This window comes from Streptoalloteichus hindustanus, assembly GCF_900129375.1.
Lineage (GTDB): Bacteria > Actinomycetota > Actinomycetes > Mycobacteriales > Pseudonocardiaceae > Streptoalloteichus > Streptoalloteichus hindustanus.
In genome coordinates, this window is record NZ_FQVN01000001.1 from 411,228 (window position 1) to 436,985 (window position 25,758).

Genomic DNA, 25,758 nt, shown 5'->3' on the forward strand with positions numbered 1-25,758 from the left:
TGCTGGCGAGGTTCCGATCACGAGTCAACAGGTGTCGACACACTTTGTGTGCGACTCCGTCGCCACCCGGCCGGGCAGCGGACGGTCCCCGGCGCTCGGGGACGACCTGGACGGCCAGTGGCGGGAGGGCGCCCCGGCTCACCGTGCCGAGCGACGCTCAGACGCGCAAGACCTCCACGCCGCGCTCCTCGAACCGGCGCACGTCCTCGTCGGTGGCGTCCCGGTCCGTGACCAGGACGTGGAACTCGTCGACGGCGCAGATCCGGGCGAAGGCGCGCGCGCCGAGCTTGGACGAGTCCGCGACCACCACCACCCTGCGCGCCCTGGCGGCCAGCAGCCGGTTGATGCTGGCCTCGCCCTCGTGGTGCGCGCTGGCCCCGGTCACCGGGTCGACCGCGTCCACGCCGAGGAAGGTCACGTCCAGCGTCAGCTCGTCCAGGACGCGGGTGCCGAGCGGGCCGATCAGCTCGTAGGACTGCGGCCGGGCGACGCCCCCGGTGACCACCAGCTTGACCTGGGGGCGCACCGCGAGCTCGTTGGCGATGTTCAGCGCGTTGGTGACCACGGTGACGGCGCTCTCGCCCTCGGCGTGGTGCAGGTCGGCGCGGGTGGCCATCGCCCTGGCCACCTCGGTGGCCGTGGTGCCGCCGTTGAGGCCGACCACCGCGCCGCGCGCGGCCAGCGCGGCGGCGGCCTTGCCGATGCGTTGCTTCTCGTCGGCGTGCCGGACGGACTTGTACCGCAGCGGCAGGTCGTAGGACACCGCGTGCGCGACCGCACCTCCCCGGGTGCGCGTCAGCAGCTGCTGGTCCGCCAGGTGGTCCAGGTCCCGCCGGATCGTCGCGGCGGAGACGTCCAGCTCCGCGGCGATCTCGTCGACCTCGATCCGACCACGCTCCGCGAGGATCTCCAGCAGCGCGTTCAGTCGCTCGTACCGGTTCACACCGTCACCTCCGCACCCATGATCGCGTATGCCCTCTCGACGAGCGAGTGCATGATCGTGCACTATCGACGGTTGTTGTGCGCAGTTAGTTGCACAAGCGCGCAGTTCTCGACAGGGAGGCCGCGGGGTGACCGAAGCACACGTGGGGCAGCCGTTCGTCAGTACCGAGATCGCCACCCAGCCGGACTGCTGGCGGCGGGCGGCGGAGCTGGCCGGCCGGTCCGCCGCGGCGGCGCCGCGCCCCGGGGAACGGGTGGCGGTGGTCGGCTGCGGGACCTCCTGGTTCGTCGCGCAGTCCTATGCCGTCCTGCGCGAGGCCGCCGGACAGGGCGAGACCGACGCGTTCGCCGCGTCGGAGTTCCCCCGACGGCGGCCCTACGACCGGGTCCTCGCGATCACGCGGTCGGGCACCACCACCGAGGTGCTGGACCTGCTGCGGGACGTCCGGGGCGCGGTGCGCACGGCGGTGGTCACCGGGGACGGCGACACCCCGGTCGTCGAGCTGGCCGACGACGTCGTCCTGCTCGACTTCGCCGACGAGCGCTCGGTGGTGCAGACCCGGTTCGCCACCTCGACCCTGGCCCTGCTGCGGGCCACCCTCGGCGAGTCCGTGGCGCGGGCGGCCGAGGACGCCGAGCGGGCGCTCGCCGCGCCGCTGGACGAGCTGGTCGACGCCGAGCAGTTCACCTTCCTGGGCCGGGGCTGGACCTGCGGCCTCGCGCAGGAGGCGGCGCTGAAGACGCGGGAGGCCGCCGGCGCGTGGGCCGAGGCGTACCCGGCGATGGAGTACCGGCACGGCCCGATCAGCGTGACCGGGCCGGACCGCGTCGCGTGGATGTTCGGCGAGCCGCCGGCCGGGCTGCCCGCGCAGGTGCTCGCCACCGGCGGGCGCTTCCGGGCGACGGCGGCCGATCCGATGGCCGAGCTGGTCGTGGCGCAGCGCCTGGCGGTGGAGCTGGCCCGCCGCCGGGGGCTGGACCCGGACCGCCCCCGGCACCTGACGCGCTCGGTCGTCCTCGACCACGGCTGACCGGAACACGCCCGAACGGGCGGGTGGTGTAGACCAATGGTGGGCGGATGCCGCAGGATCGCAGGCGTGTCATCCCTCCGCTACGTGGTCGCCGTCGACGTCGGCGGCACCGAGACGAAGGCCGCGCTGGTCAACGGCGGTCCCGGCGCGGCGACCGTGCTCGCCGAGCGCCGGCGTCCCACCCCCCGCCTCGACGACGGCGCCGCCACGGCGGCCGCGGTCGTCGACTCGGTCATCGACCTGGCCGCCGAGCTGGGCGACCTGGCCGAGGGCCCGGTCGAGGCGCTCGGCGTCGTCGTCCCCGGGGTGGTCGACGAGGAGCGCGGGGTGGGGGTGCTGTCGGCCAACCTCGGCTGGCGGGACGTCCCGTTCCACCGGCTCCTCGCCGAGCGGACCGCGCTGCCGGTGGCCTTCGGCCACGACGTGCGGGCCGGCGGGCTCGCCGAGCTGCGGCTCGGCGCGGCCAGGGGCAGCACCGACGCCGTCTTCCTGCCGATCGGCACCGGCATCGCGGCCGCGCTGATCATGGGCGGCCGGGTGCAGAGCGGAGGGGGCTACGCCGGCGAGATCGGGCACGTCGACATCGGCCACGGCGAACCGTGCGGCTGCGGGCAACGCGGCTGCCTGGAACGCGTGGCCTCGTCGGCGGCCGTGGCCCGCCGCTACGCCGCCCGCACCGGCCGGCGGGTCCGGGGCGCGGTCGACGTGGCGGAGGCGGTCCGCGCCGGCGACCCGGACGCCGTGCTGGTCTGGGACGAGGCGGTCGACGCGCTGGCCAGGGCGCTGCTGCTGACCTCGACCCTGCTCGGCCCCGAGATCGTCGTGCTGGGCGGCGGGCTGGCCCTCGCGGGCGACCTGCTCACCGCGCCGCTCGGGCGACGACTGACCGACCTGATCTCCTTCCAGCGCCGGCCGGAGCTCCGGCTGGCGGAGCTGGGCGACGCGGCCGGATGCCTGGGCGCCGCCCTGCTCGCCGTCGACCTGTTGGAGGCCCGATGAGCACGCTGCTGCGCGATGGCAAGGTCGTCACCCCGGACGGGGTGCTCGACGACGGCTGGGTGGCCGTCGACGGCGGCCGGATCACCGCCGTCGGATCGGGTCCCGCGCCCGCCGAGCACGGCGGTGGCGAGGTCGTGGACCTCGCGGGGCAGTGGGTGGTGCCCGGTTTCGTCGACATCCACTGCCACGGCGGCGGCGGCGCGTCGTTCGGCTCCGCCGACCCCGAGCAGGTCGCCGCGGCCGTGGCCGCGCACCAGCGGCACGGCACGACGACGCTGCTGGCCAGCCTGGTCACCGAGCCCATCCCCGAGCTGTCCCGGCAGGTCGCCGTGCTCGCCGAGCTGGCCGAGGACGGGCTGGTCGCCGGCGTGCACCTGGAGGGCCCGTTCCTGGCCGCCGCCCGCTGCGGCGCCCACGACCCGGCCATCCTGCGGCCCCCGGCCCGCGCGGACGTCCAAGCCCTGCTGGACGCCGGCCGCGGCGCCGTGCGGATGTGCACCCTGGCGCCCGAGCTGGAGGGCGCGGTCGAGGCCGTGCGGCAGCTCGTCGACCACGGCGCCATCGCCGCCGTCGGGCACACCGACGCGGTGGAGGCCCAGGTGCGGCCGGCCGTCGACGCCGGCGCGACCGTGGCCACTCACCTGTTCAACGGCATGCGCCCGCTGCACCACCGCGAGCCCGGCCCGATCGGCGCGCTCCTGGACGACGAGCGCGTCACCGTCGAGCTGATCTGCGACCTCGTGCACCTGGCCCCCACGGTGGTCCGGCTGGCCGCCCGGCACGCGGGCGCCGGCCGCACGGTGCTGGTCACCGACGCGATCTCGGCGACCGGCGCCGGCGACGGCAGCTACCGGCTGGGCGAGCTGGAGGTCACCGTCGCCAACGGCGAGCCCCGCCTCGCCGACGGCTCGCTCGCCGGCAGCACGCTGACCATGGACGTCGCGTTCCGCAACCTGGTGCTGGCCTGCGGGCTGGACGTCGTGGACGCGGTGGCCGCCGCCGCGACCCGGCCGGCGGCCCTGCTCGGCCTCGCCGAGCGCACCGGCGCGGTCCGCGCCGGCCTGGACGCTGACCTCGTGCTGCTCGACGCCGACCTGCGCCCGACCCGGGTCCTGCGCCGGGGGAGCTGGGTGCCCCGAGCATGACGACCAGGAGGTAGACCGTGCCGCTCACCCCGACCAGCGACATCGTCGACGCCGCCGCCCGCGACGGGCGCGGCGTGGGCGCGTTCAACGTCATCCAGCTCGAACACGCCGAGGCGCTGGTCGCGGGGGCCGAACGGGCGGGAGCCCCGGTGGTCCTCCAGATCAGCCAGAACTGCGTCCGCTACCACGGCGTGCTGGAACCGCTGGCGCTCGCCACGCTCGCCATCGCGCACCGCGCGTCGGTGCCGGTGGCGGTGCACCTCGACCACGCCGAGGACGTCGAGCTGGTGCACGAGGCCGTGGACCTCGGTTTCACGAGCGTCATGTACGACGGCTCCCGGCTGGAGTACGCGGACAACGTCCGCGCCACCGCGGCGGTCGTGGCGCACTGCCACCGCAACGGCGTGCACGTGGAGGCCGAGCTGGGCGAGATCGGCGGCAAGGACGGGGTGCACGCCCCCGGCGCGCGCACCGACCCGGCCGAGGCGGCGGCGTTCGTCGCGGCGACCGGCGTCGACTCGCTGGCGGTCGCGGTCGGCACGTCGCACGCCATGGCGACCAGGGACGCCGCGCTCGACTTCGAGCTCATCGGCCGGTTGCGCGCGGCCGTCCCGACCCCGCTCGTGCTGCACGGCTCGTCCGGGGTGGCCGACGAGGACCTGGCCAGGGCGGTCGCCGCCGGGATGACCAAGATCAATATCGCGACGCACCTGAACCGGGCGTTCACGCACGCCGTGCGGGACCACCTCGCCACCCACCCGACCACCGTCGACACCCGGAAGTACCTGGCCCCGGGGCGCGAGGCCGTCGCGACCGAGGTGACGCGGCTGTTGGGCGTCCTCAAGGCCGCCTGAGCCGGCCGGTCGGCGGGCCGCCACCGCTCCCGCCTCCGGCCCGATGCCCGGTCTCCGGTCAGCGCCCGGCGCGCGCCCCGCGCCGGGCGACCCGCCGGCCGACGGCGACCGGGCGGAGAGCGATGAGCGAGGATCGCTCCGGTGGCCGTGGCCCCCGAACGAGGGCCCCGGATGGGGCCCCGCAAGAGGGCCCCGGACGAGGAGGGTGATACGACGCGGGGCGAGCCTCCGATACCTGGATCGGGGTGGTCGAGAGACCATTACGGTGAGGGGGGTGAGCATGGCCGACAACGCGGAGCGCCTGCTCTCGGAGGCGTTGCGGGCGCAGGCCGTGACCGGCGGCGCGCCGACGCCGGCCGGGCGGCCCCAGCCGGCCTCGGGGCCGGGCGCGGCGCCGGCCACCGCGGCGGGCACGGCGCCGGCCGGCGAGGAGCCGTCGGCGACCGGTCTGCCGGCGCGGTGGGTGCTGCTGTTCGCGGTGCTGCTCGGTCTCGCGGTGGGAACCGTGGCCGGGTTCATCTCCGTCCTGTGACCGAAAAGGCGCGGGAGCGCCCCGAACTGTCACCGTGCGGAGTCGGGGCGGCCCCGGAGCTGGCCGGACCAGCACCGGACCCGGACGGGTGAACCGGGTCGGACCGGGAAGCGCCGATCAAGAAAGCCGGTCCGGGCGACGAGTGCGGTCACCCTGCCGGTACCGTGGGTTCCCGTGACGTCCGTTTTGCCCGCCGTCGCGAGCACGGCCGCCCCGCTCGCCCTGGGCCCGAAATGGCTCGACCCGGAATACCTGATCACCTCGATGGGCGCCTTCGCCCTGCTCGGGCTGTGCCTGATCGTCTTCGCCGAGTGCGGAATCCTGGCCTTCTTCCTCCCCGGTGACTCGCTGTTGTTCGTCGCCGGGATGTTCGTGGCGCGCGGCTGGATCGACACGCCGATCTGGCTGGTGTGCGTGCTGCTGACGGCGTCGGCGATGCTCGGCAACGTGGTCGGTTACGGGATCGGGTGGAAGATCGGCCCGGCCCTGTTCAAACCGAGGTCGCGGTTCCTGAAGAAGGAACACGTCGACAAGACGCACGAGTTCTTCGACCGGCACGGCGCCAGGGCGATCGTGCTCGCCCGTTTCGTGCCGATCGTGCGCACGTTCATCACCGCGATGGCGGGCGTGGGCCGGATGGACCCGAAGCGCTACTTCACCTACTCGTTCATCGGCGGCGTCGCCTGGGCCGCCGGCGTGACGTTGCTCGGCTACTTCCTGGGCAACATCTCGTTCGTCAAGAACAACATCGAGTCCATCTTCATCGGCATCGTGCTCCTCTCGATCATTCCGCTCGTCATCGAGTTCGTGCGGGGCCGGCGCGAGAAGAAGCTCGCGCAGAAGCTCGCGTTGGACGTCACCCAGGAGATCCCGCGGCAGGACGTCCGCTGACCGCGGTCCGGGCCCAGTGCGGAGCCGGTGTCCCCCGGGGACACCGGCTCCTCGCTTCTCCGGCTCGTCGGGGCCGGTCCGACGCGGTCAGTCCAGCTCGAACATGGACCCCGGGTTGAATAGGTTCCCCGGGTCGAGCGCCGCCTTGATCGCCCGGTGGGTCCGCAGCGCGACCGGGCCGATCTCCCGAGCCAGCCAGTCCCGCTTGACCTTGCCGACACCGTGCTCGCCGGTGATCGTGCCGCCGAGGGACAGCCCCAGCTCCATGATCTCGTCGAACGCCCGGCGCGCCCGCGCGCGCTGCTCCTCCGAGGCGGGGTCGTAGACGATCGTCGGGTGCATGTTGCCGTCGCCGGCGTGGCCCACGACGGCGACGAGCAGCCCGTGCCGCGCGCCGACGGCCTCGCTGCCGTTGATCAGGTCGGCGATCCGGGTGCGGGGCACGCAGACGTCCTCGGTCAGCCAGGAGCCGTAGAGCTCCAGCGACGGCAGCACCGCCCGCCGGGCCGCCATCAGCGTCCGCCCCTCGGCCAGGTCCTCGGTCCAGTGGACCAGCTCGCTGCCCGCGTCGGCGCAGATCCGCTCGATCGCGGCGATCTCCCGCCGGGCGGCCTCGCCACCGCTGTCGGACTGGCACAGCAGCAGCGCGGCGCTGCCCGCGCCCGCGCCCAACTCGGTCCGCAGGTTCTGCTCCACGGCCACGATCGACGCCCGGTCCATGATCTCCATCAGGGACGGGACCGCGCCCGCGCGCACGATCCGGCTGACCGCCGTGGCTGCGGCGGCCGTCGAGCCGAACGCGGCGACCAGGGTGACCGGCGCCTGGGGCAGCGGGCGCAACGCGAGGGTGGCCCTGGTGATCACCCCGAGGGTCCCCTCGGAGCCGACGAAGAGCTTGGTGAGGTCGTACCCGGCGACGCCCTTCACGGTGCGGCGCCCGGTGCGCAGCAGCGAGCCGTCGGCGAGGACGACGTCGAGCCCGAGTACCGAGTCCGTGGTCACGCCGTACTTCACGCAGCACAGGCCGCCGGCGTTGGTGGCGAGGTTGCCGCCGATCGTGCACCAGTCGTAGCTGGAGGGGTCGGGCGGGTAGAACAGCCCGTGCTCCTCCACGGCGCGCCGCAGGTCGAGGTTCACCACGCCGGGCTCCACCACGGCGAGCCGGTTGTCCGGGTCGACCTCCAGGACGCGGTTCATGCGCGTGGTCGCGAGGACGACGCAGCCGTCGACGGCGTTCGCCGCGCCCGACAGCCCGCTGCCGGCGCCGCGCGGGACGATCGGCGCGCCGGCGGCGGCGCAGGCCCGGACGACCGCCCGGACCTGCTCGGCGTCGGCGGGCAGCGCCACCGCGCGGGGCACCCCGGCCGGGGCCAGCGGCATCATGTCCCGCCGGTAGCTGTCGAGGACGTCGAGGTCGTCGAGCACCCCCTCCGGTCCCAGCACCGCACGGAGTTCCTCCACCAGGTGATCGCCCAGAGTGGTGCTCACCTGACCCAAGGTAGTCCGCTGGGACGAGTGGGCCACACCTCCTTTCGAATCGACCGACCCCGGTGGCGTCAGCACCTACCCTCGATGACGTGCAGACCGACCTCCCGGCCGCGGTGGCGCTGGCGGCGTCGCCGCTGGAGGCGGCGGGGCCGGTCGCGGTGTGGCTCGTCGTCCTGGGTTTCGTGTTCGCGGAGTGCGCTTTCATCGTCGGGCTGTTCCTGCCGGGCGACTCCCTCCTGCTGACCGCCGGGGTCGTGCTCGCCCAGCACGACCACGAGCTGGGCGTGTGGCTGCTGTCGCTGACCGTGACCGGGGTGGCGGTGGCCGGCAACCACGTGGGCTACGTCATCGGGTCCCGAACGGGTCTGCGGCTGGTGGCCCGGCGCGGGGGCAAGGTGCTGAGCCGGGAGAACCTGGAGCGTGCCAAGCGGTTCTTCGACCGGTGGGGCTTCTGGGCGATCGTGGCGGCGCGCTGGCTGCCGTGGGTGCGCACGTTGGCGCCGCTGCTGGCTGGCGCGGCGCAGATGGACCGGCGCAGGTACCTGGTCGCGAGCGTCTCCGGCGCGATCGTCTGGGCGCCGACGCTCATGCTGGTCGGCTACTACGCGGCCGGGCTGCTCGACCGCAACCCCTGGGTGCGGACGGTCGCGGTGATCGGCTTCCTGACGTTCGTGGTCGGCGGGACGGTCTACGGCCTGTGGCGGTACCGGCAGGAGATGCGCCGGCCGGTGGAGGAGGTGGCGAGTTTGTCCTCCACTCCCGGTGACGACTCCTGACCGATCCGCCGCTCCACTTCGCTCCTTCGGGGCACCCCAGGCCCGGCCGGCCCCGCTCGCCGCTGGGCTCCGCGCGCAAGGCACGACGCCGCAGCAGCCCCCTTTCGAGGGAAAAGATCACTCGTTCGTGAGGGCAGTTGTCCCCAGGTCCGCGAGTTGTCCACAGCGGGCCGTTGTCCGCTCGAACACGCTGGTCACGGCCGACTAGGCTGGAGCAGGGCTCGCCCCCCAGGGCGGGTGGGGGCTGTCGCCGGGCAGGTCAGCGGACGGCGTGGATGACGAGGTCGGCCGAGTCCGCGGTGGGGGCGACCCGCTCGGCGTTGGCCTGGTCGGAGCCGAGCGCGCGGGCGCGCGCCTCGTCCGGTCCGCGGCCGTAGCGCCGGTGCCGGGCGACCAGCCAGGCGACCCGGTCCGCCTCGTCCGGCGCGAGGAACCACACCTCGTCCAGCACCTCCCGGACGTGTTTCCACGGCTCGTCGTCCAGCAGCAGGTAGTTGCCCTCCGTAACCACCAGCGGGACGTCGGGCGCGACGGGGACCGCGCAGGCCACCGGCTCCTCGATCTCCCGGCGGAACTCGGGCGCGTAGACCGTGGCCGCGTCCGGCGAGCCCGGCCCGTTGCGGCGCAGCCGGCGCAGCAGGTCGAGGTAGCCGTCGCCGTCGAAGGTGTCCGGCGCGCCCTTGCGGTCGGCCCTGCCCAGCCGCTCCAGCTCGCGCTGGGCGAGGTGGAACCCGTCCATGCCGACCAGCGCCGCGCGGCCGCCCAGCGCGCCGACCAGCCGCCCGGCCACCGTCGACTTGCCGGCGCCCGGCGGCCCGGTGATGCCCAGCAGCCGGCGCTGACCGCCGGCGGCCAACGCCGTCGCCCGCGCGACCAGCTCGTCGAACGTGACGTCCCTCGCCGCCGCGGTCACCTCGTCTCCTCCCGATCGCGAACCGGCGCCACCCAGGCCCTCGGCCCGACGTGGCTCACCCGCAGCCCCGCCACGTCGTTGGCCGCCCGGATCAGCGACGGCAGCTCGGCGGGGCCGGGCACCCGCCCCAGGCAGGCGACGCCCAACGCGAGCACCCCGTGCCACACGTCGCCGGCGCCGAGGGTGTCCCTCGCCGGCACGGGCGTCACCGGCTCGGCGCCGGTGTTCGGACCGCCGGCCACGGCGACCGGCGGCGCGCAGCTCCACCGTACGGGGCGCGGCCCGTCGGTCCTGGTCACCACGGGGATGCCGAGCCCGTGCAGCGCCGCGACCGGGTCGTGCGCGCCCGGGACCGCGAAGGCCGCCGAGCAGGCGCAGACGTCGACCAGCGGCAGCAGCTCGTCGAGGACGCGCTTCCAGCTCCCGGCGTCGAGCACCACCGGGACGCCCCGCACCCGCGCCGCGCCGGCGGCCGCGAGCGCCGGTCGGGGGTGGTGGCCGTCGAGCAGCAACGCGCCCGCGCCGGCCACCAGGTCCTCAAGGAGGTCGGCGGCGGCCGGGACCGCCAGCGCCGAGGCGTTGCGCGACACCACGGTGCGTTCGCCGTCGGACTCCCGCACCGCCACCGCGCTCAACGCCGGTGGCTCGGCCCGCGACGGGTCGAGGTCGATCACCCGGACCCCGCACTCCTCCAGGTCGGCGCGGGCGAGGGCGGCGAGCGGGTGCCGCCCCAGGGCGGTGACCAGGGTGGGACGACCCCCGGCCGCCGCCACCGCGACCGCGGCGTTGGCCGCCGGCCCGCCCGCCGCCACGTTCATCCCCGCGGACTGCACCTTGTCACCCGGCGCGGGCAGCTCGGTCACCCACTGCACCAGGTCGACCGTGCACAGCCCGACCAGCAGGACATCCCTCACTCGGCGGTCCCTCCACCGGTTCTGGTCACACCCGTGCGCACAGCGTCGCGCACCTCCTCCAGCGCCCCGTCCGCACCCACCCGCAACGCGCCGGTGATGAGCCCCACCACCTCGTTCATGGTGCGCTCCGCCGGGGAGACGACGGCGACCCGGCGGCCGAGACGGTGGACGTGGACGCGGTCGGCGATGTCGAAGACGTGCGGCATGTTGTGGCTGATCAGCACGACCGGCAGGCCGCGGGCGCGCAGGCGGTCGATGAGGTCGAGCACCCTGGCCGACTCGGCGACGCCGAGCGCGGCCGTCGGCTCGTCCATGATCACCACCCGGGTGCCGAAGGCCGCCGCGCGGGCCACCGCCACACCCTGCCGCTGGCCGCCGGACAGCGTCTCGACCGGCTGGCTCGTGCTCCGCACGCCGATCCCCAGCTCGTCGAGCACCCGCTCGGCCTCGGCCCGCATGCCCCGGGTGTCGAGCAGCCGGAAGACGCGGCCGAGCAGGCCGGGCCGCCGGCGCTCCCTGCCGAGGAACAGGTTGCTGGCGACGTCCTGCGCCGGCGCGAGCGCGAGGTCCTGGTACACGGTCTCGATGCCGTGCCGCCGCGCGTCCAGCGGGCCGTGGAACCGCACCGGCCGGCCGGCCACCCTGACCTCCCCGGCGTCCGGGGTCAGCGCCCCCGACAACGCCTTGATCAGGCTGGACTTGCCGGCCCCGTTGTCGCCGACCACGGCGAGCACCTCGCCCGGCAGCAGGTCGAAGTCGGCCCCGTCGATCGCCGTCACCCGGCCGAACCGCTTGACCAGGCCCCGCGCCGACAGCACCGGGTCGGGCGCCGGCGCGTCCCGCCCGTCCGGGTCGCTCATCGCTGCCTCCTCCGCGCGAACCGGTCGACGGCGACCGCGGCGATCACCAGCACCCCGGTCGCGACGTCCTGGTACAGGTTGTCGATCCCGGCCTGGGTGAGGCCCGACCGCAGCACGGCGACGATCAACGCGCCGACCAGCGTGCCGAGCACGCTGCCGCGCCCGCCGAACAGGCTGGTGCCGCCGAGCACGACCGCCGTGACCGAGTCCAGGTTGCCCGTCTGGAAGGCGTTCGGGTCGGCGTTGGGCACCCGGCCCAGCGCCTGCCACGCGGCGACGCCGTAGACCAGCCCGGCGACCACGTAGACCGACAGCAGCGTGCGCCGCACGTGGATGCCGGACAGGCGGGCCGCCTCGGAGTCGTTGCCGACCGCGTAGACGTGCCTGCCCCACGCCGTGCGCGTCAGCGAGTACCAGAGCAGCAGGTACATCCCGAGCGCGACGCCCATGCCGATGGTGAGCTCGATCTGCCCGAACAGGTACTGCCGGGTGCCGAGCAGGCCGAGCAGGCCGTCGGTGACCGGGAAGCTCTGGCCGCCCGCGTAGATCCGGCTGGCCGCGGTGACGATCGCCAGCACGCCCAACGTGACGATGAACGGCGGCAGCCCCAGCGCGGTGACGACGCCGCCGGTGGTCGCGCCGACGGCGACGACGACGGCGATCCCGGCGAGCAGGGCCAGCGGCGCGGCGACGCCGTCGGCCACGAGCCTGGCCATCAGCAGCGTCCCGAGCACGCAGGCGGCGGCGTTGGCGAGGTCGATGCCGCCGGTGAGGATCACCAGCGTCTGGCCGAGCGCCAACGTGCCGACCACCAGGGACTGCTGCACGACGAGCGAGAGGTTGTCGACGTCGAGGAACGTGTCGGTGGTCAGCGAGAACAGCGCCACCGCGACCACCAGCGCGATCGTGGGGCCGACCGCGGGCGTGCGCAGGACGAACTCGCCGACGCCGGTCCGCCGGAGGGCGGTCGTGGTCATCCCGTCACCCCCAGCAGTTCGCCAGGGCCCACGCGGTGTCCCTGCTGTCGACACCGGGCACCGGCCGGTCGGTGACCACCGCGGAGCCGGTGTCCACGAACCCGCTGGGTCTGGTGCCCGTCCTCGTGAACTCGACCGCCGCGCGCACACCCTCCTCGGCCATCCTCCTCGGGAACTGCATGACGGTGACGGCGTACCTGCCCTCCCGGACGTCCCGGACGCCCTGGCAGCCGCCGTCGACCGACCCCACCACGACCTGCCCCGCGACGCCGCGCGCCTGGAGCGCGGAGTGCGCGCCCCGGGCCGCCGGCTCGTTGAGCGTGTAGACCGCGTTGACCCCGTTCGCCCGCTGGAGCAGGTTCTCCATCGCCTGCTGGGCCCTGCTCTGGTCACCGTTGGTCGGCTGCCTGCCCAGCACCCTGGGGTCGTTCTCGCCCAGGCCGAACCCGTCGAGGAAACCCCGGTGCCGCTGCTCGTCCACGGTTCCGCCCGGGGTGCCGTCGAGCATGAGGAGCCGGGGGTCCCGCTCCGCCAGCGCGGCCCGCACGTACCGGCCCTGCGACCGGCCGGCCTCGACGTTGTCGGTCGCGAAGGTCGCGTCCACGGCGTCCCGCGGGCTGGTCTCGGTGTCCAGCGCCACCACCAGGATTCCCCGGTCCCTGGCGTGCCGGATCGCGCCCAGGATGCCGCTGGAGTTGTTCGGCGTGACCAGGATGGCGTCCACACCCTGCTGCACGAGGTTCTCCAGGGCGGCCACCTGGCCGTCGTTGTCGCCGTCGAACTTGCCGGCCAGCGCGACGAGCTCGGCGCCGTCCGCGGCGGCCCGCGCCTTCGCCGCCTCCCGCAGCGCGACGAAGAACGGGTTGCTGTCGGTCTTGGTGACCAGGCCGATCCTGGTCCGGCCGTCGGCCTTGCCGCCGACGCCGGGGGTCGCGGTCCGCTGGCTGGTGCAGGCCGCGCCCACCACGGCGAGCGCGCCGGCGAGCAGCACGGCGACACCCCGTCCGGACCGGCCGAGGGGACCTCGTCGTCCCATTGCCTGCCTCCCTGATCCCTGCGCCCCTCCCGGGGCGAGCGGCCAAACAGGTGGCGGGGAAGCTAGCGGCCCGGTTGACGGAGGCCAAGCGTTTGCGCAAACGTTTGCACCCGTGGTCACCATGCGCGATGTCGCCCACCTGGCCGGAGTCTCGATCACGACGGTCTCGCACGTCGTGAACGGCACCAGGGCGGTGGCCGACGAGACCCGGCGCCGCGTCCTCGACGCCGTCGCGGCGACCGGCTACACCGGCAACGCGATCGCCCGCTCCCTCGTCACCGGCGGCACCCGCTCCCTGGGGGTGGCGATCTCCCTGGTGGCCAACCCGTACTTCGCCGAGCTGATCCAGGCGATCGAGAGCGAGGCCGGCCGGGCCGGGTTCACACTGGTCCTGGTCGACACCCGGGACCAGCCGGAGGCCGAGCACGCCGCGGTCCGCGCGCTGCGGTCGCGGCGGGTCGACGGGATGCTGCTCACCCCCTCCCCCGGCGCGGCGAACACCGTGCTCCCCGAGCTGCGCCAGCTCGGCGTGCCCACGGTGCTGGTCGACCGGCTGCCCGGCTCGGGCCTGGTGGACCAGGTCGGCCCGGAGAACGTCGGGGCCACGGCCGCGCTGGTGGAGCACCTGGCGGAGCTGGGCCACCGCCGGATCGGCCTGGTGAGCGGCGCGCCCGGCCTGACGACGACAAGCGAGCGCGTGCACGGGTACCGGCTGGGGCTGCACCGCGCCGGCCTGGAGCTCGACGCGGAGCTGATGGCCTCCGGCGGCTCGGCGGTCAAGCCGGCCGAGGCGGCGCTGCGCCGCCTGCTCACCCTGGCGGACCCGCCGACCGCGGTCGTCGCGGCGAACAACAACATGATGGTCGGCGTGTTGCACGCCGCCAGGGAGCTCGACGTGAAGGTCGGCATCGACCTCGCCGTGGTCGGCTACGACGAGGTGGAGTGGGCGGACCTCGTCGACCCCCCGCTCACCACGATGGCGCAGCCGGTCGCCGAGATCGGCCGCACGGCGGTGCGCATGCTGCTCTCCCGCATCGCCGACCCCGACCAGCCGCCCCGCACCGTCCGCCTGCCGGCGCGGTTCATGCACCGCCGCTCGTGCGGCTGCAACACTCCCTGACGCCGGGATTTCCCAGGCACCACAACACCTTGCCGGAAGCCCTTATGCTCCAACGGAAACTCTCGACGCTTCGGCGCTCCTCGGGCCGAGGATCTGCGCGAGGAACGACGGCCCGCCTCGCCTACAGCCCAGAAGTTAGGGGGAACCCCCATCTCAAGTATTCCAAGCTGGACTGACATTTCCGGGCGGGAGGCTCACGAGAACGGGTGAGGAGCGGGAGAGTCCCACCTCATCGGGTGGTGCGCGCACGCGCTCAGTGCCGGTGCTCCCCGGCGAAGTGCGAAGCCTCCCAATCGGGCAGCGGATCGGGGAACCGGCGCCAGCCCTCGGGTCCCTCGGCCAGTTCGGCGTCGGTCAGCAAGGCGGGGTCGAGCCGGCGGAAGGGCTCTGCGGGATCGAGGTCGACGCCGATGAACGCGATCTCCTGCCCTCGATGTCCGTCCATTGTGGACCACAGGGCGGCGGGCTCCAGCGCGATGTTCGGACCGGCCTGCGACCACAGGCCGGCGACGTCCGGCCGGGTGGCCAGCCAGAAGAAACCCTTGCTGCGCAACAGTTCCGGCCACTCCCGGTGGAGCACGCCCGCGAGTCGCTCCGGGTGGAACGGCCGGCGCGCGCGGTAGACGACGCCGCGGATGCCGTACTCCTCCGTCTCCGGTGTGTGCGTCCCGGCCAGTTCCCGCGCCCAGCCCGGCGCCTGCGCGGCGGCCTCGCGGTCGTACCGCCGCGTGTCCAGCAGGTCGGCCACGGGCAGCACGCCGTAGCGGGTGCGCACGCGGCGCGCCGTCGGGTTGAGGTGCGTCAGCACGGCTTCCACCCGGGCCAGGTGGTCGCCGTCCACGAGGTCGGTCTTGTTCAGCACCAACAGGTCGGCGAACTCCACCTGGTCGACCAGGAGCTCGGCGAGGCTCCGCTCGTCGGACTCGTCGACGCCGATCCGCTCCCCGGCCAGCGTGGCGTCCACCCGGACGAGGTCGAGGAACGTCGACACGTCGACCACGGTGGTCATGGAGTCCAGGCGGGCGACGTCGTACAGCGCGGCCCCGTCCCCGAGGTCCCACTCGAAGGTCGCGGCGACCGGGAGCGGCTCGGAGATGCCGGTGGACTCCACGACGATCGCGTCGAACCGCCCCCGCTCCGCCAGCTCGGCCACGCTGTCCAGCAGGTCGGCCCGCAACGTGCAGCAGATGCAGCCGTTGGTCAGCTCGACGAGCCGCTCCGGCGCGCGTTCCAGGTGTCCGCCGCCGACCAGCGCGGCGTCGACGTTGACCTCGCTCATGTCGTTGACGACGACGGCGACGCGCCGGCCCTCCCGGTTGACGAGCAGGTGGTTGAGCACGGTCGTCTTGCCGCTGCCGAGGAAACCGGACAGCACGGTGACGGGCACACGGGACATAACAAGATGATAATCGTTATCAGCTACGGCTGGCGGTGGGGTCGGTCAGAGCCCCGCCTGCCGCCGGGCCGTGAGGCCGCTGCGCTCCAACAACGCGGCCGCCTCCAGCACCATCCAGCCGGAGAGCTGGACCGAGAGGTCCTGTTCCGCCGGCGCGACGCTGCGCACCGACCCGCCGCCCGCCCGGTGCGGGCGCGGCTCGTCCGGGACGCTCGCCGGCATCGTCCAGTCGGGGCCGAACAGCGGACCGCCCGGGGCGCCCGCCCGGTTCCGCCACGCCCCCTCCGCGGAGAGCAGCACCAGGTCCGCCGCCTGGTGCCGCGCCTCGGGCGCGCTGTACAGCCGCAGCGCGGCCTGCGCCAGGTAGCGGGTGAGGATGCCGGTGAACAGCCCCCCGTCACCCCCGCCGTGCCCGCGCAGCACGCCCTCCTGGCTGGTCAGGTGCTGGGCGACCGCGTCGATGGTGCGCATCGCCCGCCTGGTCCACGTCGGGTCGCCCGTCGCGTCGGCCAGCTCGACGTAGGCGCCCAGCAGGACGCCCTGGCAGTAGGTGTAGACCGCCTTCTCCACGTCCCGGACCGACCCGTCCCGGTTGACCCGCAGGCCGTCCCACACCAGCCCGGTGCGCGGGTCGACCAGGTGCGTCTCGATCCACTCGGCGATGTCGCGGGCGCGCCCGAGGTCCCCGGGCTCGCCGGCGGGCGGCCCCTCCGCGGCCAGGCGCACGAACAGGATCGCGGCGGGCCCGTTGGCCGGCACGTTCTTGAAGTTGTCCCGGCGCCGCCACCAGATGCCGCCCCCGCCGGCGGCGGTCCACCCGCCGCGGAGCTGACGGGCGACGGCCGCCAGCGCCCGGGGCCGGTCGACGCCGGTGACCTTGCTCGCCCGGTGCAGGGCGAGCCCCAGCCAGGCGACGTCGTCGTAGTACCTGTTGGTCCAGCTCGTGATGTTGCGGAGGCGGATTCCCCTGGTCAGCGCGCGCACCGCCGCCACCCGTTGGACGGTCGGCCGCCGGAGCTGGGCGTCGACCACGCAGTCCAGGAGGTGCGCCTGCCACCAGTAGTTCCACCACACGAACCAGCGCTGACCGGAGGTGGCCGGCCAACGCGTGGTGCCCAGCAGAGTCGCGGGCATCCACCACGCCCGGTGCAGGTGCCTGGTCCAGACGCCACGTTCGGCCACGCCGGCCCGGGCCGCCCACAGCCGGGGCCGCTCCACCGCTGCCGCCGACTGCTCGATCATGTCCCCATCGTCGGGGGTGAACCGATCCAGAGGCAGCGCGAACGGGCGACCGCCGGAAACATCTTCACCAAGCCGTGTCCAGGTCGGCGTGCCGCCGCACCCAGCTGTGCATGACCACGCCAGCGGCCACCCCCGCGTTGATGGACCGGGTGGAGCCGAACTGGGCGATCGAGACGACCAGGTCGGCGCCGGCCCGCGCCTGCTCCGTCAGCCCCGGCCCCTCCTGGCCGAACAGCAGCAGGCTCCGGCGGGGCAGCTCGGTGCGCTCCAGCCGCACCGCGTCGGGGGTGTTGTCCACCGCCACCACGACCAGCTCCCGCGCCCGCGCGTAGTCGAGGAGATCGCCCACCTGGGGGTGGTGGTGCACGTGTTGGTAGCGGTCGGTCACCATCGCGCCGCGTCGGTTCCACCGGCGCCGCCCCACGACGTGCACGGCCTCGGCGAGGAACGCGTTGGCGGTGCGCACGACCGTGCCGATGTTGTGGTCGTGCTGGAAGTTCTCGATGGCGACGTGGAACTCGTGCCGCCGGGCGTCCAACTCGGCCACGATCGCCTCGCGCCGCCAGTAGCGGTAGCGGTCCACGACGTTGCGGCGGTCGCCCTCGGCCAACAGCTCCGGGTCGTACCGCTCGTCGGTCGGCCACGGCCCCGCCCACGGCCCGACGCCGACCTCCGGCCGGTCACCGCCCCACTCGGTGGGTCCTGGCTCCAGTTCCTCGTGCACCGCGCCACCTTAGGTACACGCCCAGCCAGGACGTCGCGACGACCGCGGCCGCGACCACCTGGGCCGTCACCCCGTGCCGCGTCGGGTAGAGCACCCCGCTGACGTAGGTGTCGATGAAGACGACGACGCCGGGCTGGCCCGCGGCGCGGCGGAAGTGGTCCTCGACGATCGTGAGGGGGCAGTCCAGCCAGGGGATGGTGACGATCAGCGCGCCCCATGCCGCGGCCACGAGGTGCGGCACGAGCGCCCTGGGCCACCACCACGCGAGGAAGCCGCCGAGCACGACGTAGGCCAGGAACGCGAAGTGCGTCAGCATCGTGAGCTCGGCGAGCAGGCTGGCCATGGGACCTCCCAGGGCCAGCGTAGGTCGACATCCCCGATTCGGCTGATCATCAGATCGGGTGATGCATGACCGTGGGTCGTCCCCGACCCCCGGCGATGCGCCGGTGTCACCCCGGGCGCGTCATCCCTGACCAGGCGCTCCGAGAGGTCTGCCCTACCCACGGTCACCCGATGCCAGGCCCACGGCCCCGGCGACGCGTGCCGGGGTGAGGCGGCGTGGACCGCCTCACCCGGCGTCGGTCACGCCAGGCCGAGGTCGGCCAGGGAGAGCAGGAAGCGGTAGGGCAGGCCCTCGGCCTCGATCGCCTCCCGGGCGCCGGTGGCGCGGTCGACGATCGTCGCGACGCCGACCACCTCCGCGCCGGCCTCGCGCAGCGCCTCGACCGCGGTCAGCACGCTGCCCCCGGTGGTGGAGGTGTCCTCGACGGCGAGCACCCGACGGCCGGCGACCTCGGCGCCCTCGATGCGCCGCTGCATGCCGTGCTGCTTGACCGCCTTGCGGACGACGAACGCGTCCAGCTCCTCGCCGTCGGCGGCGGCCGAGTGCATCATCGCGCAGGCCACCGGGTCAGCGCCCAGGGTCAGGCCGCCCACCGCGACGTACTCCCAGTCCGCGGTGAGCTGGCGGAGCAGGCGGCCGACCAGCGGCGCCGCGCGGTGGTTCAGGGTGGCGCGCCGGAGATCGACGTAGTAGTCGGCCTCCTTGCCCGAGGAGAGCACGACCCTGCCGTGCACGACAGCCAGTTCGGTCACCACGCGCGCCAGCTCGGCCTTGGCCGTGGCGTCGACTTCCGGGAATCCCACGAGGCCCTAGCGTCGCACATCACCCGACCGGGAGCACATCCGCGCTGGTCAGGTGCGGTTGCGCGCGGACGGCGTCCGGTTGGCGAGCCGGCGCAGCAACGCGCGCGGCACCAGCCGGCCCAGCGCCACCACGGTCTTGTACTGCGTGCCGGGCACCGACAGCGCCCGACCCCGCCGCAGGTCGGCCAGGCACTCGTGGACCACCTGGTCGGCGTCCAGCCACGCCCAGCCGGGCGCCTCGGCCATGTCGATGCCGGCGCGGGCGTGGAACTCGGTGCGGGTGAAGCCGGGGCACAGGGCCAGCACCCGGACGCCGGTGCCGTCCAGCGCGGTGGCCAGGCCCTCGGAGAACGAGGTCACGTAGGCCTTGCTGGCGCTGTAGGTGGAGCCGCGACCGGCGAAGAAGGCGGCCACGCTGGACACGTTGACCACGTCGCCGCGACCGCGTTCCAGCATGGCGGGCAGCACGGCGTGCGTGAGCTGCACGACCGCGGTGACGTTGACGTCGAGCTGCGCCTGGATCCGCGCGTAGTCGGTGGACCAGAACTCCCCGGACGTGCCGAACCCGGCGTTGTTGACCAGCAGGTCCACCGGCCGGTCCCGGTCGGCGAGGCGGTCGGCGACCCGCTGCCGGTCCCCGGCGTCCGCGAGGTCGGCCGGCAGCACCTCGACCGCGACGCCGTGGCGGTCGCGCAGCTGGCTGGCCAGCGCCTCCAGCCGTTCGACGTCCCTGGCGACGAGCACGAGGTCCTGGCCCTCGGCGGCGAGTCGGCGGGCGAAGGAGGCCCCGATGCCTGCGGTGGGTCCGGTGACGAGCGCGGTGGGCATGGTCCCGACGCTAGCGGCTTTCCCTCGTCGGTGGGATCCCCTTGCCTGGTCCGGTGATTCTGGGGGCGCCGGTCCGTCCCGATACCAGCGGGGACGCCCGACGCGGCGGCGGCGCGGCGGGTTCCCCGCCCCGGGACCGCCCGCGGTGGGCGGACGGTTGGACGCCGGAGGAGTGCGATCACCATGTGGGGTTCGGGATCACGGCGGGTCTCGCGCGCCGTGTTGTCCGCGTCGTTCGTGTCCGGGCTGGCGCTGGCGTTGGGCGCGGCGGAGCCGCCGCCGCGCGGGCCGGACGCGGCGCCCTGCGACGAGCGGACGGCGCCGACGGCGTGCGTCTGGGACACCCAGGTCCAGCGGTGTCGGGGCGCCTGCGCGAGCGGCCGGGTGTGCGCCCAGGTCGACGAGACGCGGAACTGCTACTGCGTCCGGCCGGAGGCGAGTCCGGCCCGGCGCTAGGACGGGCGGAACGACGCCGGGACGGGCGGGACGACGCCGGGACGGGCGGAGCGGCGTCAGGACGGGCGGAGCCGACGACGGGCTCCGGCGGTGGGCGTCGGCCGATGGCGGTGCCGCGCGGAGGTCAGGACGACGGGCGTCCGGCGCGCGGCAGCTCGCGGACGTTGGACGGCAGGCCGCGAGCGCCCGCGTCCGCGGGCTCGCCCTCCTCGTCGTCCTCGCTGTCCAGCGGGTCGACGATGTCGGCCAGCTCGCCGAGGTCGCGCAGCAGCCGCTCCAGCCGCGCGGGGCCGGCGCTGGCCGGGGCCGCCGCGACGACCCAGGCGTCCTCCAGCCAGACCGCGGTCACGTCGTCGCCGATCTCGTCGGCGGCGTCCACCAGGTCCGGGGTGATCAGCGGGCGGGCCGACGGCAGGTCGGAGACGAAGGCGTACCGGTCGCCGACCGGGCCGAGCAGGTCCAGCTCGCCCTCCCTGGGCACCGGCACGCTGGGCAGCCACAGCTCGACGACGGTGGACATCGGACGCCGGCGGTGCACGGCGACCAGCACGGCGGTGGTCTTGCCGTTGACCTCGTGGTCCAGCACGTGGACCCGGCGGCGGCCGTCGGCGGTGAAGGTCGAGCCGGTCACCACGTCCCGGCCGACGCCCCGGCCGGTGACCGCGATCAGCCCGTGCTGCCACCGGGTCGGCAGCACCTGGTCCACCTCGGCGAACTGCCAGCCGCGCAGACCGGCCCAGCGGCGGCGTTCCCGGTTGCGTGCCGTCCGCTGCGCCCGGTCCGTGGCGAACAACGCCGCCGCGGCTCCAGCCGCGACGACGGCGATCGTGAACCAGACCCAAGCCGGTGCGCCCACGCGACGAAGCGTAGCGCCGGCCAGCGGGCGGAGCGAAGATCACTTCTCCGGTGCCGCCACCCGGGTGTGTCCAACGACCGTGACGGTCGCTACGCGACGAGGTTGACCACACGGTCCGTGACAAGGATTCGGGCCGATCGTGCGGGGCCGCCCCCACTCCCCTCACGGCCATCCGGGTGAACCTCGGAACCCAGTGACCACACGGCGTGTCCGCCCCGGGAATCCGCCGGGATCAGCCCCTGCGCATCACGACGGCGACGATCAGCCCCTCGGCCGTCAACAGCGCCAGACCGGCGAGCAGCCCGCCCCGCGGACCGGACGGGGTCGCGGTCGCCTCAAGCCTGGCCGCCCCAATCCTGGCCGGGACCGTCCTGCCGCGCGAGGGGAGGGGACGGTCCGCGCGCGTGGGACCGCTCGAAGGGCGCGCGGACTCGACGGAGGACGGCGGATGGACCGTCGGCTGGGCACAGAGCAGAAAAGCACCGGCGAGCATCACCAGCACGACCCAGTTGACCCACTCCGGCTGGCTCGCCTGCGCGCGGTGCGCCAACCACATCACCACCGCCACGACGCCGAGGACGACACCGAGCGCGGACACGTCGTGCTGCCACGCGTCCGACGTCGCCCACCACGGCAGCCAACTGGCGTTCACGAACAACGCCAGGAGGAGGCAGACGGTCAGTTCGGGACGTCCCCACCGCTCGATCACCGCCGCCTCCCGCGAGGGTTTCCCAGTGGCACGGCAGTTTCCTGCGTCATGATCGGCGTAGGAAGGGACGGACACCATGCGTGCGGGGAATCCGCGCGACGCGGGGTCAGGCGCGCATCGCGCCCGCGAAGGAGAAGCCGGCGCCCAGCGCGCGGGAGACCAACAGGTACAGCAGGACGACCGGTGTCGTGTAGACCAGGGAGTAGGCGGCGAGCTGGCCGTACGCGGCCATGCCGCGCTGGCCGAAGTAGCTGAGGACGCCGACCGCGGCCGGCTGCTTGGCCGGGTCCAGCAGCAGGACGAACGGCACGAAGAAGTTCCCCCACAGGCTGACGAACACGAACGTCGAGACCACGGCGACGCCCGGCGCCATGAGCGGCAGCACGACGGAGCGCAGCGCGCGCGTCGGCGTGGCGCCGTCCGTCCAGGCGGCCTCCTCCAGTTCGAGCGGCACGCCGTCCAGGTAGTTCTTGGTCATCCAGATCGCGAACGGCAGCGCGGTCGCGGAGAGGAACACCGTGGTGCCGACCCGGCTGTCGATCAGGTCGAGCCGGACGAACAGCCCGTACACCGGGACCATGATCGCGGTCAGCGGCAGGCCGGTCGCGAGGAGCAGGGTGTAGAGCAGGGGGCGGCGAAACCGGAGCTGGTACCGCGACAGCGGGTAGGCGCACAGCGTCGCGCTGACGACCGTCAGCGCCGTCGCGCCGCCGCACAGCAGCAGCCCGTTCCACAGTGGACGCCCACCGGACCGCCAGGACAGCACCGCGGTGAAGTGGGCGCCGGTGAGCCGGGGGACGGACGCCCGGGCACCGGCCGAGGCGTCGAGGGAGGCGGTGAACAACCACAACAGAGGCGCGGCGAACGCCAGCGCGAGCAGAGCCAGGACCAGGTGGACCGCGACCGCGGGGGCGCGGCGGCGACCGGAGCGGACCAGCACCTCACACCTCCTCCCGCAGACCCCGCGCGTAGACCGCCGCGAACGTCCCGGCGACCACGAGCAGGACGAACGCGACGGTCGTCCCGTAGCCGATCTCGCCGAACCCGAACGCGCGCTCGTACATCAGCAGCGGCAGGGTCTGGCTCGCCGTTCCGGGGCCACCGGCCGTCATCACGTAGACCAGGGTGAAGACGCCCACCGTCTGCAACGTGACCAGCATTAGGTTGGTCACCACGGTGCGCCGCAGCAGCGGCAGCACGACGTGCCAGAAGCGCCGCAGCGGCCCGGCGCCGTCGACCTGGGCCGCCTCCACCAACTCCGTCGGCACCTCGGCCAACGCCGCCTGGTAGACCAGCATGGAGAACGCCGTCCCGCGCCAGACGTTGCCGAGCACGACCGCGAGCACGGGCGCGCTGTAGAGCCAGTCCTGGCCGCCGAGACCGAGCGCGGCCAGGACCGCGTTGAGCGTGCCGTCCGCGGTGAGGAAGGCCTGGAGGGCGAAGGCGGCGACGATCTCCGGCAGCACCCACGCCGCCACCACGGTCCCGCCGACGACATTCCGCACCACCCGGTGTCTTCGGTGCAACAACACCGCGAGGAGCATCCCCAGGCAGTTCTGGCCCAGCACCGCCGAACCGACGGTGAAGACGACGGTCAACCAGACCGCCTGACCGAGTTCCGGGTCCGTCAGCACGCGGTGGAAGTTGTCGAGACCCACGTACTCCGGGGCGCGCGCCGCCGCCCCGGACATCGCGGCGTTGGTGAACGCGGTGTGGAGGCACCACAGGATCGGCCCGGCGACGAACACCAGGAGCAGCAGCAACGCCGGCCCCATCGGCAGCAGCCAGGCCAGCGGCCCCCGGCGGCGACGGCCGGCCATCAGCCGCTCCGCGTCCGTTCGACGCCCACGACCTGCCGCACCCGCTCCGCCCACGCCCTGGCCGCCTCCTCGGGGTCGGCGCCGTTGACGACCTGCTCCATCGCCACCTGGATCTCCTGCGAGACCCTGGGGTACTCGACCAGCGTCGGCCGGTAGCGGGTGATCTCCAGCAACGAGGACCAGAAGGCGATCGTGGGGTTCTGCTCGCCCACCCGGGGATCGGCCGCGACGTCTTTGCGGACGGGCAGGTCGCTGGCGGCCGTGTTGTAGGCCAGCGCGCCCTCCCTGCTCAACGCCTTCGTCACGAAGGCGAAGGCGGCGTCCTTGTCGCGGCTGCCCGCGCCGACCGACAGCAGCCAGCCGCCGGACAGGCTCACCCGGCCCGGGTGCTGGCCGCGCTGGGTCGGCATCGGCGCGGTGCCCATGATCTGGCGCCACTCCGGCCACTCCACCGGCGCTCCCGAGAGCCAGTTCCCGGGCAGCCAGCTGCCGTCCAGCCGGATCGCGACCCGACCGGAGCGGGTCAGCTCCTCCTTGCCGGACTTGCTGTAGTACGGGTCGGCGACCTGCGCGGGGGTGGGTCCGAGCCCGGAGGCGAAGACCTCGCGGACGAACCGCAGCGCGTCGGCGAATCCCGCGCTGGGCGCCACCCACCGCCCCTCCCGCTCGTCGTAGAGGACGCCGGTGTCCGTGCCGTGCAACAACATCTGCATGCTCTGCATGGCGGCGGCCTCGCCGACCGGCCGTCCGGCGGGCATGTCGAACGCGATGACGTCCGGCAGCCTGGCCTTGACGGCGCGGGCGGCGGCCAGCACGTCGGCCCAGCTCGCCGGCCGCCAGTCGGTGGGCAGCCCGGCCTGCGCGAAGAGCCGCCGGTTGTACCAGAGCCCCCGGGTGTCGGTGCCGATGGGAACGCCGTAGGTCCGGCCGTCCACCGCGCGGCCCGCCTGCCTGGTCGACTCGACGAACTGCGCCCAGTCGGGCCAGCGCGCGAGGTGGTCGTCGAGCGGGTGGAGGTAGCCGGCCGCGACGTCGGCGTTGACGTGGTAGCTGTCCTCGTAGAGCACGTCCGGCGCGGTGGCCGGCGCGCGGAGCATGAGCCGCACCTTGGGCAGGTACTCGTTCTCCGGCGCGACGACCGGGACGAGTTCGACGGTGGTCCCTGGGTGCTCGCGCTCGAACTCCGCCTTCGTCCGCGCCAGGTGCTGGTCGAGCTGCACGAAGTCGCCCCAGCGCTGGTAGACCACCCGCAGCGTGCGGCCGTCGCCGGAACTCCCGGCGCAGCCGGTCAGCCCGGTCGCGGCCAGGGCCACGGCGACCAGCGCGCCGACGATCCTCATTCGGCCACCACCCCCAGGGGGACGACGGTGAGACCCGGATCACAGCGACGCTAGGTGCTGCGCCGCGGGGAAGGCAACGCCCCCGAGTGGGTGGCGCACGCGGGCTCGCACCGTCCCCTCGCGACGGACGCGGGCCGGAACCAGGAGGACGCTCCACGGTCGCGCGCCGTGCTGTGCCAGCCAGCGCCCCCGCATGGCGTCGAACGTTGTCCGGATCCGGCCTCGCTCCGCGGTTCGGCTCTCGCGGGCTCTTTCGGCAGGCAACTCCCTCAGGGGACGACCGTCGCCTTCGGGGGCGAGACGGAGCAGATCACGACCAGTGACATGAGCGGACGGCGACCGGCGCACCGCGTCGGAGTGAACCGCGGGACTCAGGGTCGGTCATCCTCCGGTATGACGCGGCGGCCCGGCGGGACCAGCCCTGGGTCGCGCCCCGGTCCCGACTCCGAGTCGACGCGGGTTGAGCGGCGGGAAGACGACAGTGGTCACCACAAGGAAGAGCCCGAGGGAAGGGCCCAGCCGGAAGGGATGACCACGATGGCCGCCACGATCGCCATGTCCACCGCTCCCACCGCCGCCTCCGGCGACGTCCAGGCGCCCCGCGTCCTGGGCGCGCTCCGCACGGCCGCCCGGTTCACCGGCAACTTCGCGGTGGCCCTGTTCAGCGTCTTCGTCCTGGGGTCCGAGAACGTCACCGACGTCGTCGGCTGATCCCGCGGCGTCCGAGCCCGTCAACTTCTGATCCTGTCGGCTTCTGGTCCTG

At 74.2% G+C, this 25,758-nt stretch carries 28 protein-coding genes; 10 read left to right on the forward strand and 18 right to left on the reverse strand.

All coding sequences use genetic code 11. The features are described 5' to 3' along the window. Positions 1-157: 157 nt before the first annotated feature. Complete coding sequence (locus BUE43_RS02060) at positions 158-943, reverse strand: DeoR/GlpR family DNA-binding transcription regulator (RefSeq protein ID WP_073479583.1); 786 nt, start codon at positions 941-943, stop codon at positions 158-160. A 142-nt stretch (positions 944-1,085) separates the two neighbouring features. Here BUE43_RS02060 and BUE43_RS02065 point away from each other — a divergent pair, with 142 nt between their 5' ends. The 6 genes from BUE43_RS02065 (at position 1,086) to BUE43_RS02090 (ending at position 6,394) form a co-directional block, all read left to right on the forward strand. Beyond that, positions 1,086-1,973 carry an SIS domain-containing protein gene (locus tag BUE43_RS02065; RefSeq protein WP_073479584.1) on the forward strand — a complete coding sequence of 296 codons (888 nt, stop codon included), beginning with the start codon at positions 1,086-1,088 and terminating at the stop codon, positions 1,971-1,973. A gap of 66 nt (positions 1,974-2,039) precedes the next feature. Beyond that, positions 2,040-2,972: an ROK family protein gene (locus tag BUE43_RS02070; protein ID WP_234995487.1), complete on the forward strand. Its 933-nt coding sequence runs from the start codon at positions 2,040-2,042 to the stop codon at positions 2,970-2,972. Next, positions 2,969-4,117 carry an N-acetylglucosamine-6-phosphate deacetylase gene (nagA, locus tag BUE43_RS02075; protein ID WP_073479586.1) on the forward strand — a complete coding sequence of 383 codons (1,149 nt, stop codon included), beginning with the start codon at positions 2,969-2,971 and terminating at the stop codon, positions 4,115-4,117. The genes BUE43_RS02070 and nagA overlap by 4 nt, the downstream gene beginning before the upstream one ends. A 17-nt stretch (positions 4,118-4,134) precedes the next feature. Further along, positions 4,135-4,971 (forward strand): class II fructose-bisphosphate aldolase, encoded by an 837-nt coding sequence (locus BUE43_RS02080; RefSeq protein WP_073479587.1) that lies wholly within the window; start codon positions 4,135-4,137, stop codon positions 4,969-4,971. A gap of 280 nt (positions 4,972-5,251) precedes the next feature. Continuing rightward, complete coding sequence (locus tag BUE43_RS02085; RefSeq protein ID WP_073480199.1) at positions 5,252-5,503, forward strand: hypothetical protein; 252 nt, start codon at positions 5,252-5,254, stop codon at positions 5,501-5,503. 174 nt (positions 5,504-5,677) lie between these two features. Continuing rightward, a complete protein-coding gene (locus tag BUE43_RS02090) occupies positions 5,678-6,394 on the forward strand; it encodes a DedA family protein (RefSeq protein ID WP_234995488.1) in 717 nt (238 codons plus the stop codon). An 87-nt stretch (positions 6,395-6,481) separates the two neighbouring features. Here the strand turns inward: BUE43_RS02090 and BUE43_RS02095 are convergent, their stop codons facing one another. Next, entirely contained in the window at positions 6,482-7,882 is a 1,401-nt protein-coding gene (locus BUE43_RS02095) for an FAD-binding oxidoreductase (RefSeq protein WP_073479588.1), read from the reverse strand. A gap of 89 nt (positions 7,883-7,971) precedes the next feature. Between BUE43_RS02095 and BUE43_RS02100 the strand changes: the two genes are divergently transcribed. Then, the gene (locus BUE43_RS02100) at positions 7,972-8,658 is read left to right on the forward strand and encodes a DedA family protein (protein ID WP_073479589.1); all 687 of its coding nucleotides are present in this window, start codon (positions 7,972-7,974) and stop codon (positions 8,656-8,658) included. Between the two features lie 259 nt (positions 8,659-8,917). Here the strand turns inward: BUE43_RS02100 and BUE43_RS02105 are convergent, their stop codons facing one another. From BUE43_RS02105 to BUE43_RS02125, 5 genes are read right to left on the reverse strand one after another with little or no spacing between them, the layout of a single operon-like run. Further along, positions 8,918-9,571 (reverse strand): nucleoside/nucleotide kinase family protein, encoded by a 654-nt coding sequence (locus BUE43_RS02105; RefSeq protein ID WP_073479590.1) that lies wholly within the window; start codon positions 9,569-9,571, stop codon positions 8,918-8,920. Then, positions 9,568-10,485, reverse strand: coding sequence for a PfkB family carbohydrate kinase (locus tag BUE43_RS02110; RefSeq protein ID WP_073479591.1), 918 nt, complete (start codon positions 10,483-10,485; stop codon positions 9,568-9,570). The genes BUE43_RS02105 and BUE43_RS02110 overlap by 4 nt, the downstream gene beginning before the upstream one ends. Then, a complete protein-coding gene (locus tag BUE43_RS02115) occupies positions 10,482-11,345 on the reverse strand; it encodes an ATP-binding cassette domain-containing protein (protein WP_073479592.1) in 864 nt (287 codons plus the stop codon). The genes BUE43_RS02110 and BUE43_RS02115 overlap by 4 nt, the downstream gene beginning before the upstream one ends. Beyond that, the gene (locus BUE43_RS02120) at positions 11,342-12,322 is read right to left on the reverse strand and encodes an ABC transporter permease (RefSeq protein WP_073479593.1); all 981 of its coding nucleotides are present in this window, start codon (positions 12,320-12,322) and stop codon (positions 11,342-11,344) included. The genes BUE43_RS02115 and BUE43_RS02120 overlap by 4 nt, the downstream gene beginning before the upstream one ends. A gap of 4 nt (positions 12,323-12,326) precedes the next feature. Then, a complete protein-coding gene (locus BUE43_RS02125) occupies positions 12,327-13,358 on the reverse strand; it encodes a substrate-binding domain-containing protein (protein WP_073479594.1) in 1,032 nt (343 codons plus the stop codon). Positions 13,359-13,479: 121 nt separating this feature from the next. Between BUE43_RS02125 and BUE43_RS02130 the strand changes: the two genes are divergently transcribed. Next, on the forward strand, positions 13,480-14,478 hold the full coding sequence (locus BUE43_RS02130; RefSeq protein WP_073480201.1) for a LacI family DNA-binding transcriptional regulator: 999 nt from the start codon (positions 13,480-13,482) through the stop codon (positions 14,476-14,478). Positions 14,479-14,731: 253 nt separating this feature from the next. Here BUE43_RS02130 and BUE43_RS02135 read toward each other — a convergent pair whose 3' ends face one another. From BUE43_RS02135 to BUE43_RS02160, 6 genes are all read right to left on the reverse strand, one after another. Further along, positions 14,732-15,874, reverse strand: a complete 1,143-nt coding sequence (locus tag BUE43_RS02135; protein WP_073479595.1) for a GTP-binding protein — start codon at positions 15,872-15,874, stop codon at positions 14,732-14,734. A gap of 45 nt (positions 15,875-15,919) precedes the next feature. Continuing rightward, positions 15,920-17,116: a glycoside hydrolase family 76 protein gene (locus BUE43_RS02140; RefSeq protein WP_083959241.1), complete on the reverse strand. Its 1,197-nt coding sequence runs from the start codon at positions 17,114-17,116 to the stop codon at positions 15,920-15,922. Positions 17,117-17,180: 64 nt separating this feature from the next. After that, entirely contained in the window at positions 17,181-17,840 is a 660-nt protein-coding gene (locus BUE43_RS02145; RefSeq protein WP_073479596.1) for a TrmH family RNA methyltransferase, read from the reverse strand. After that, entirely contained in the window at positions 17,797-18,183 is a 387-nt protein-coding gene (locus tag BUE43_RS02150) for a DUF2784 domain-containing protein (RefSeq protein WP_073479597.1), read from the reverse strand. The genes BUE43_RS02145 and BUE43_RS02150 overlap by 44 nt, the downstream gene beginning before the upstream one ends. Before the next feature lie 239 nt (positions 18,184-18,422). Then, positions 18,423-18,986, reverse strand: coding sequence for an orotate phosphoribosyltransferase (gene pyrE, locus BUE43_RS02155; RefSeq protein ID WP_073479598.1), 564 nt, complete (start codon positions 18,984-18,986; stop codon positions 18,423-18,425). A 48-nt stretch (positions 18,987-19,034) separates the two neighbouring features. Then, positions 19,035-19,814, reverse strand: coding sequence for an SDR family NAD(P)-dependent oxidoreductase (locus BUE43_RS02160; protein WP_073479599.1), 780 nt, complete (start codon positions 19,812-19,814; stop codon positions 19,035-19,037). 183 nt (positions 19,815-19,997) lie between these two features. On the opposite strand from BUE43_RS02160, the gene BUE43_RS02165 reads away from it, so the two are divergent. Then, positions 19,998-20,270, forward strand: a complete 273-nt coding sequence (locus BUE43_RS02165; RefSeq protein WP_073479600.1) for a hypothetical protein — start codon at positions 19,998-20,000, stop codon at positions 20,268-20,270. Positions 20,271-20,394: 124 nt separating this feature from the next. Here the strand turns inward: BUE43_RS02165 and BUE43_RS02170 are convergent, their stop codons facing one another. The 5 genes from BUE43_RS02170 to BUE43_RS02190 all read right to left on the reverse strand — a co-directional run bounded on the left by BUE43_RS02170 (position 20,395) and on the right by BUE43_RS02190 (position 24,995). Further along, positions 20,395-21,126 (reverse strand): type III secretion system chaperone family protein, encoded by a 732-nt coding sequence (locus BUE43_RS02170; protein WP_073479601.1) that lies wholly within the window; start codon positions 21,124-21,126, stop codon positions 20,395-20,397. Between the two features lie 232 nt (positions 21,127-21,358). Beyond that, on the reverse strand, positions 21,359-21,835 hold the full coding sequence (locus tag BUE43_RS02175) for a hypothetical protein (protein WP_073479602.1): 477 nt from the start codon (positions 21,833-21,835) through the stop codon (positions 21,359-21,361). A gap of 106 nt (positions 21,836-21,941) precedes the next feature. Then, positions 21,942-22,775, reverse strand: coding sequence for a carbohydrate ABC transporter permease (locus BUE43_RS02180; protein ID WP_073479603.1), 834 nt, complete (start codon positions 22,773-22,775; stop codon positions 21,942-21,944). Between the two features lies 1 nt (position 22,776). Further along, a complete protein-coding gene (locus BUE43_RS02185; RefSeq protein WP_073479604.1) occupies positions 22,777-23,655 on the reverse strand; it encodes a carbohydrate ABC transporter permease in 879 nt (292 codons plus the stop codon). Beyond that, on the reverse strand, positions 23,655-24,995 hold the full coding sequence (locus BUE43_RS02190; RefSeq protein ID WP_073479605.1) for an extracellular solute-binding protein: 1,341 nt from the start codon (positions 24,993-24,995) through the stop codon (positions 23,655-23,657). The genes BUE43_RS02185 and BUE43_RS02190 overlap by 1 nt, the downstream gene beginning before the upstream one ends. Positions 24,996-25,532: 537 nt before the next feature. Here BUE43_RS02190 and BUE43_RS34030 point away from each other — a divergent pair. Next, positions 25,533-25,706, forward strand: coding sequence for a hypothetical protein (locus tag BUE43_RS34030; RefSeq protein WP_159447675.1), 174 nt, complete (start codon positions 25,533-25,535; stop codon positions 25,704-25,706). The last annotated feature ends 52 nt before the right edge of the window (positions 25,707-25,758 follow it).

Excerpts from the sequence above, each read along its gene's own strand:
- BUE43_RS02135 (WP_073479595.1), bottom strand. The coding sequence starts at position 15,874 with ATGTCCCGTGTGCCCGTCACCGTGCTGTCCGGTTTCCTCGGCAGCGGC.
- BUE43_RS02125 (WP_073479594.1), bottom strand. The coding sequence starts at position 13,358 with ATGGGACGACGAGGTCCCCTCGGCCGGTCCGGACGGGGTGTCGCCGTG.
- BUE43_RS02140 (WP_083959241.1), bottom strand. The coding sequence starts at position 17,116 with ATGATCGAGCAGTCGGCGGCAGCGGTGGAGCGGCCCCGGCTGTGGGCG.
- BUE43_RS34030 (WP_159447675.1), top strand. The coding sequence starts at position 25,533 with ATGGCCGCCACGATCGCCATGTCCACCGCTCCCACCGCCGCCTCCGGC.
- BUE43_RS02185 (WP_073479604.1), bottom strand. The coding sequence starts at position 23,655 with ATGGCCGGCCGTCGCCGCCGGGGGCCGCTGGCCTGGCTGCTGCCGATG.
- BUE43_RS02085 (WP_073480199.1), top strand. The coding sequence starts at position 5,252 with ATGGCCGACAACGCGGAGCGCCTGCTCTCGGAGGCGTTGCGGGCGCAG.
- nagA (WP_073479586.1), top strand. The coding sequence starts at position 2,969 with ATGAGCACGCTGCTGCGCGATGGCAAGGTCGTCACCCCGGACGGGGTG.
- BUE43_RS02130 (WP_073480201.1), top strand. The coding sequence starts at position 13,480 with ATGCGCGATGTCGCCCACCTGGCCGGAGTCTCGATCACGACGGTCTCG.
- BUE43_RS02115 (WP_073479592.1), bottom strand. The coding sequence starts at position 11,345 with ATGAGCGACCCGGACGGGCGGGACGCGCCGGCGCCCGACCCGGTGCTG.
- BUE43_RS02190 (WP_073479605.1), bottom strand. The coding sequence starts at position 24,995 with ATGAGGATCGTCGGCGCGCTGGTCGCCGTGGCCCTGGCCGCGACCGGG.
- BUE43_RS02165 (WP_073479600.1), top strand. The coding sequence starts at position 19,998 with ATGTGGGGTTCGGGATCACGGCGGGTCTCGCGCGCCGTGTTGTCCGCG.
- BUE43_RS02120 (WP_073479593.1), bottom strand. The coding sequence starts at position 12,322 with ATGACCACGACCGCCCTCCGGCGGACCGGCGTCGGCGAGTTCGTCCTG.
- BUE43_RS02150 (WP_073479597.1), bottom strand. The coding sequence starts at position 18,183 with ATGGCCAGCCTGCTCGCCGAGCTCACGATGCTGACGCACTTCGCGTTC.
- BUE43_RS02160 (WP_073479599.1), bottom strand. The coding sequence starts at position 19,814 with ATGCCCACCGCGCTCGTCACCGGACCCACCGCAGGCATCGGGGCCTCC.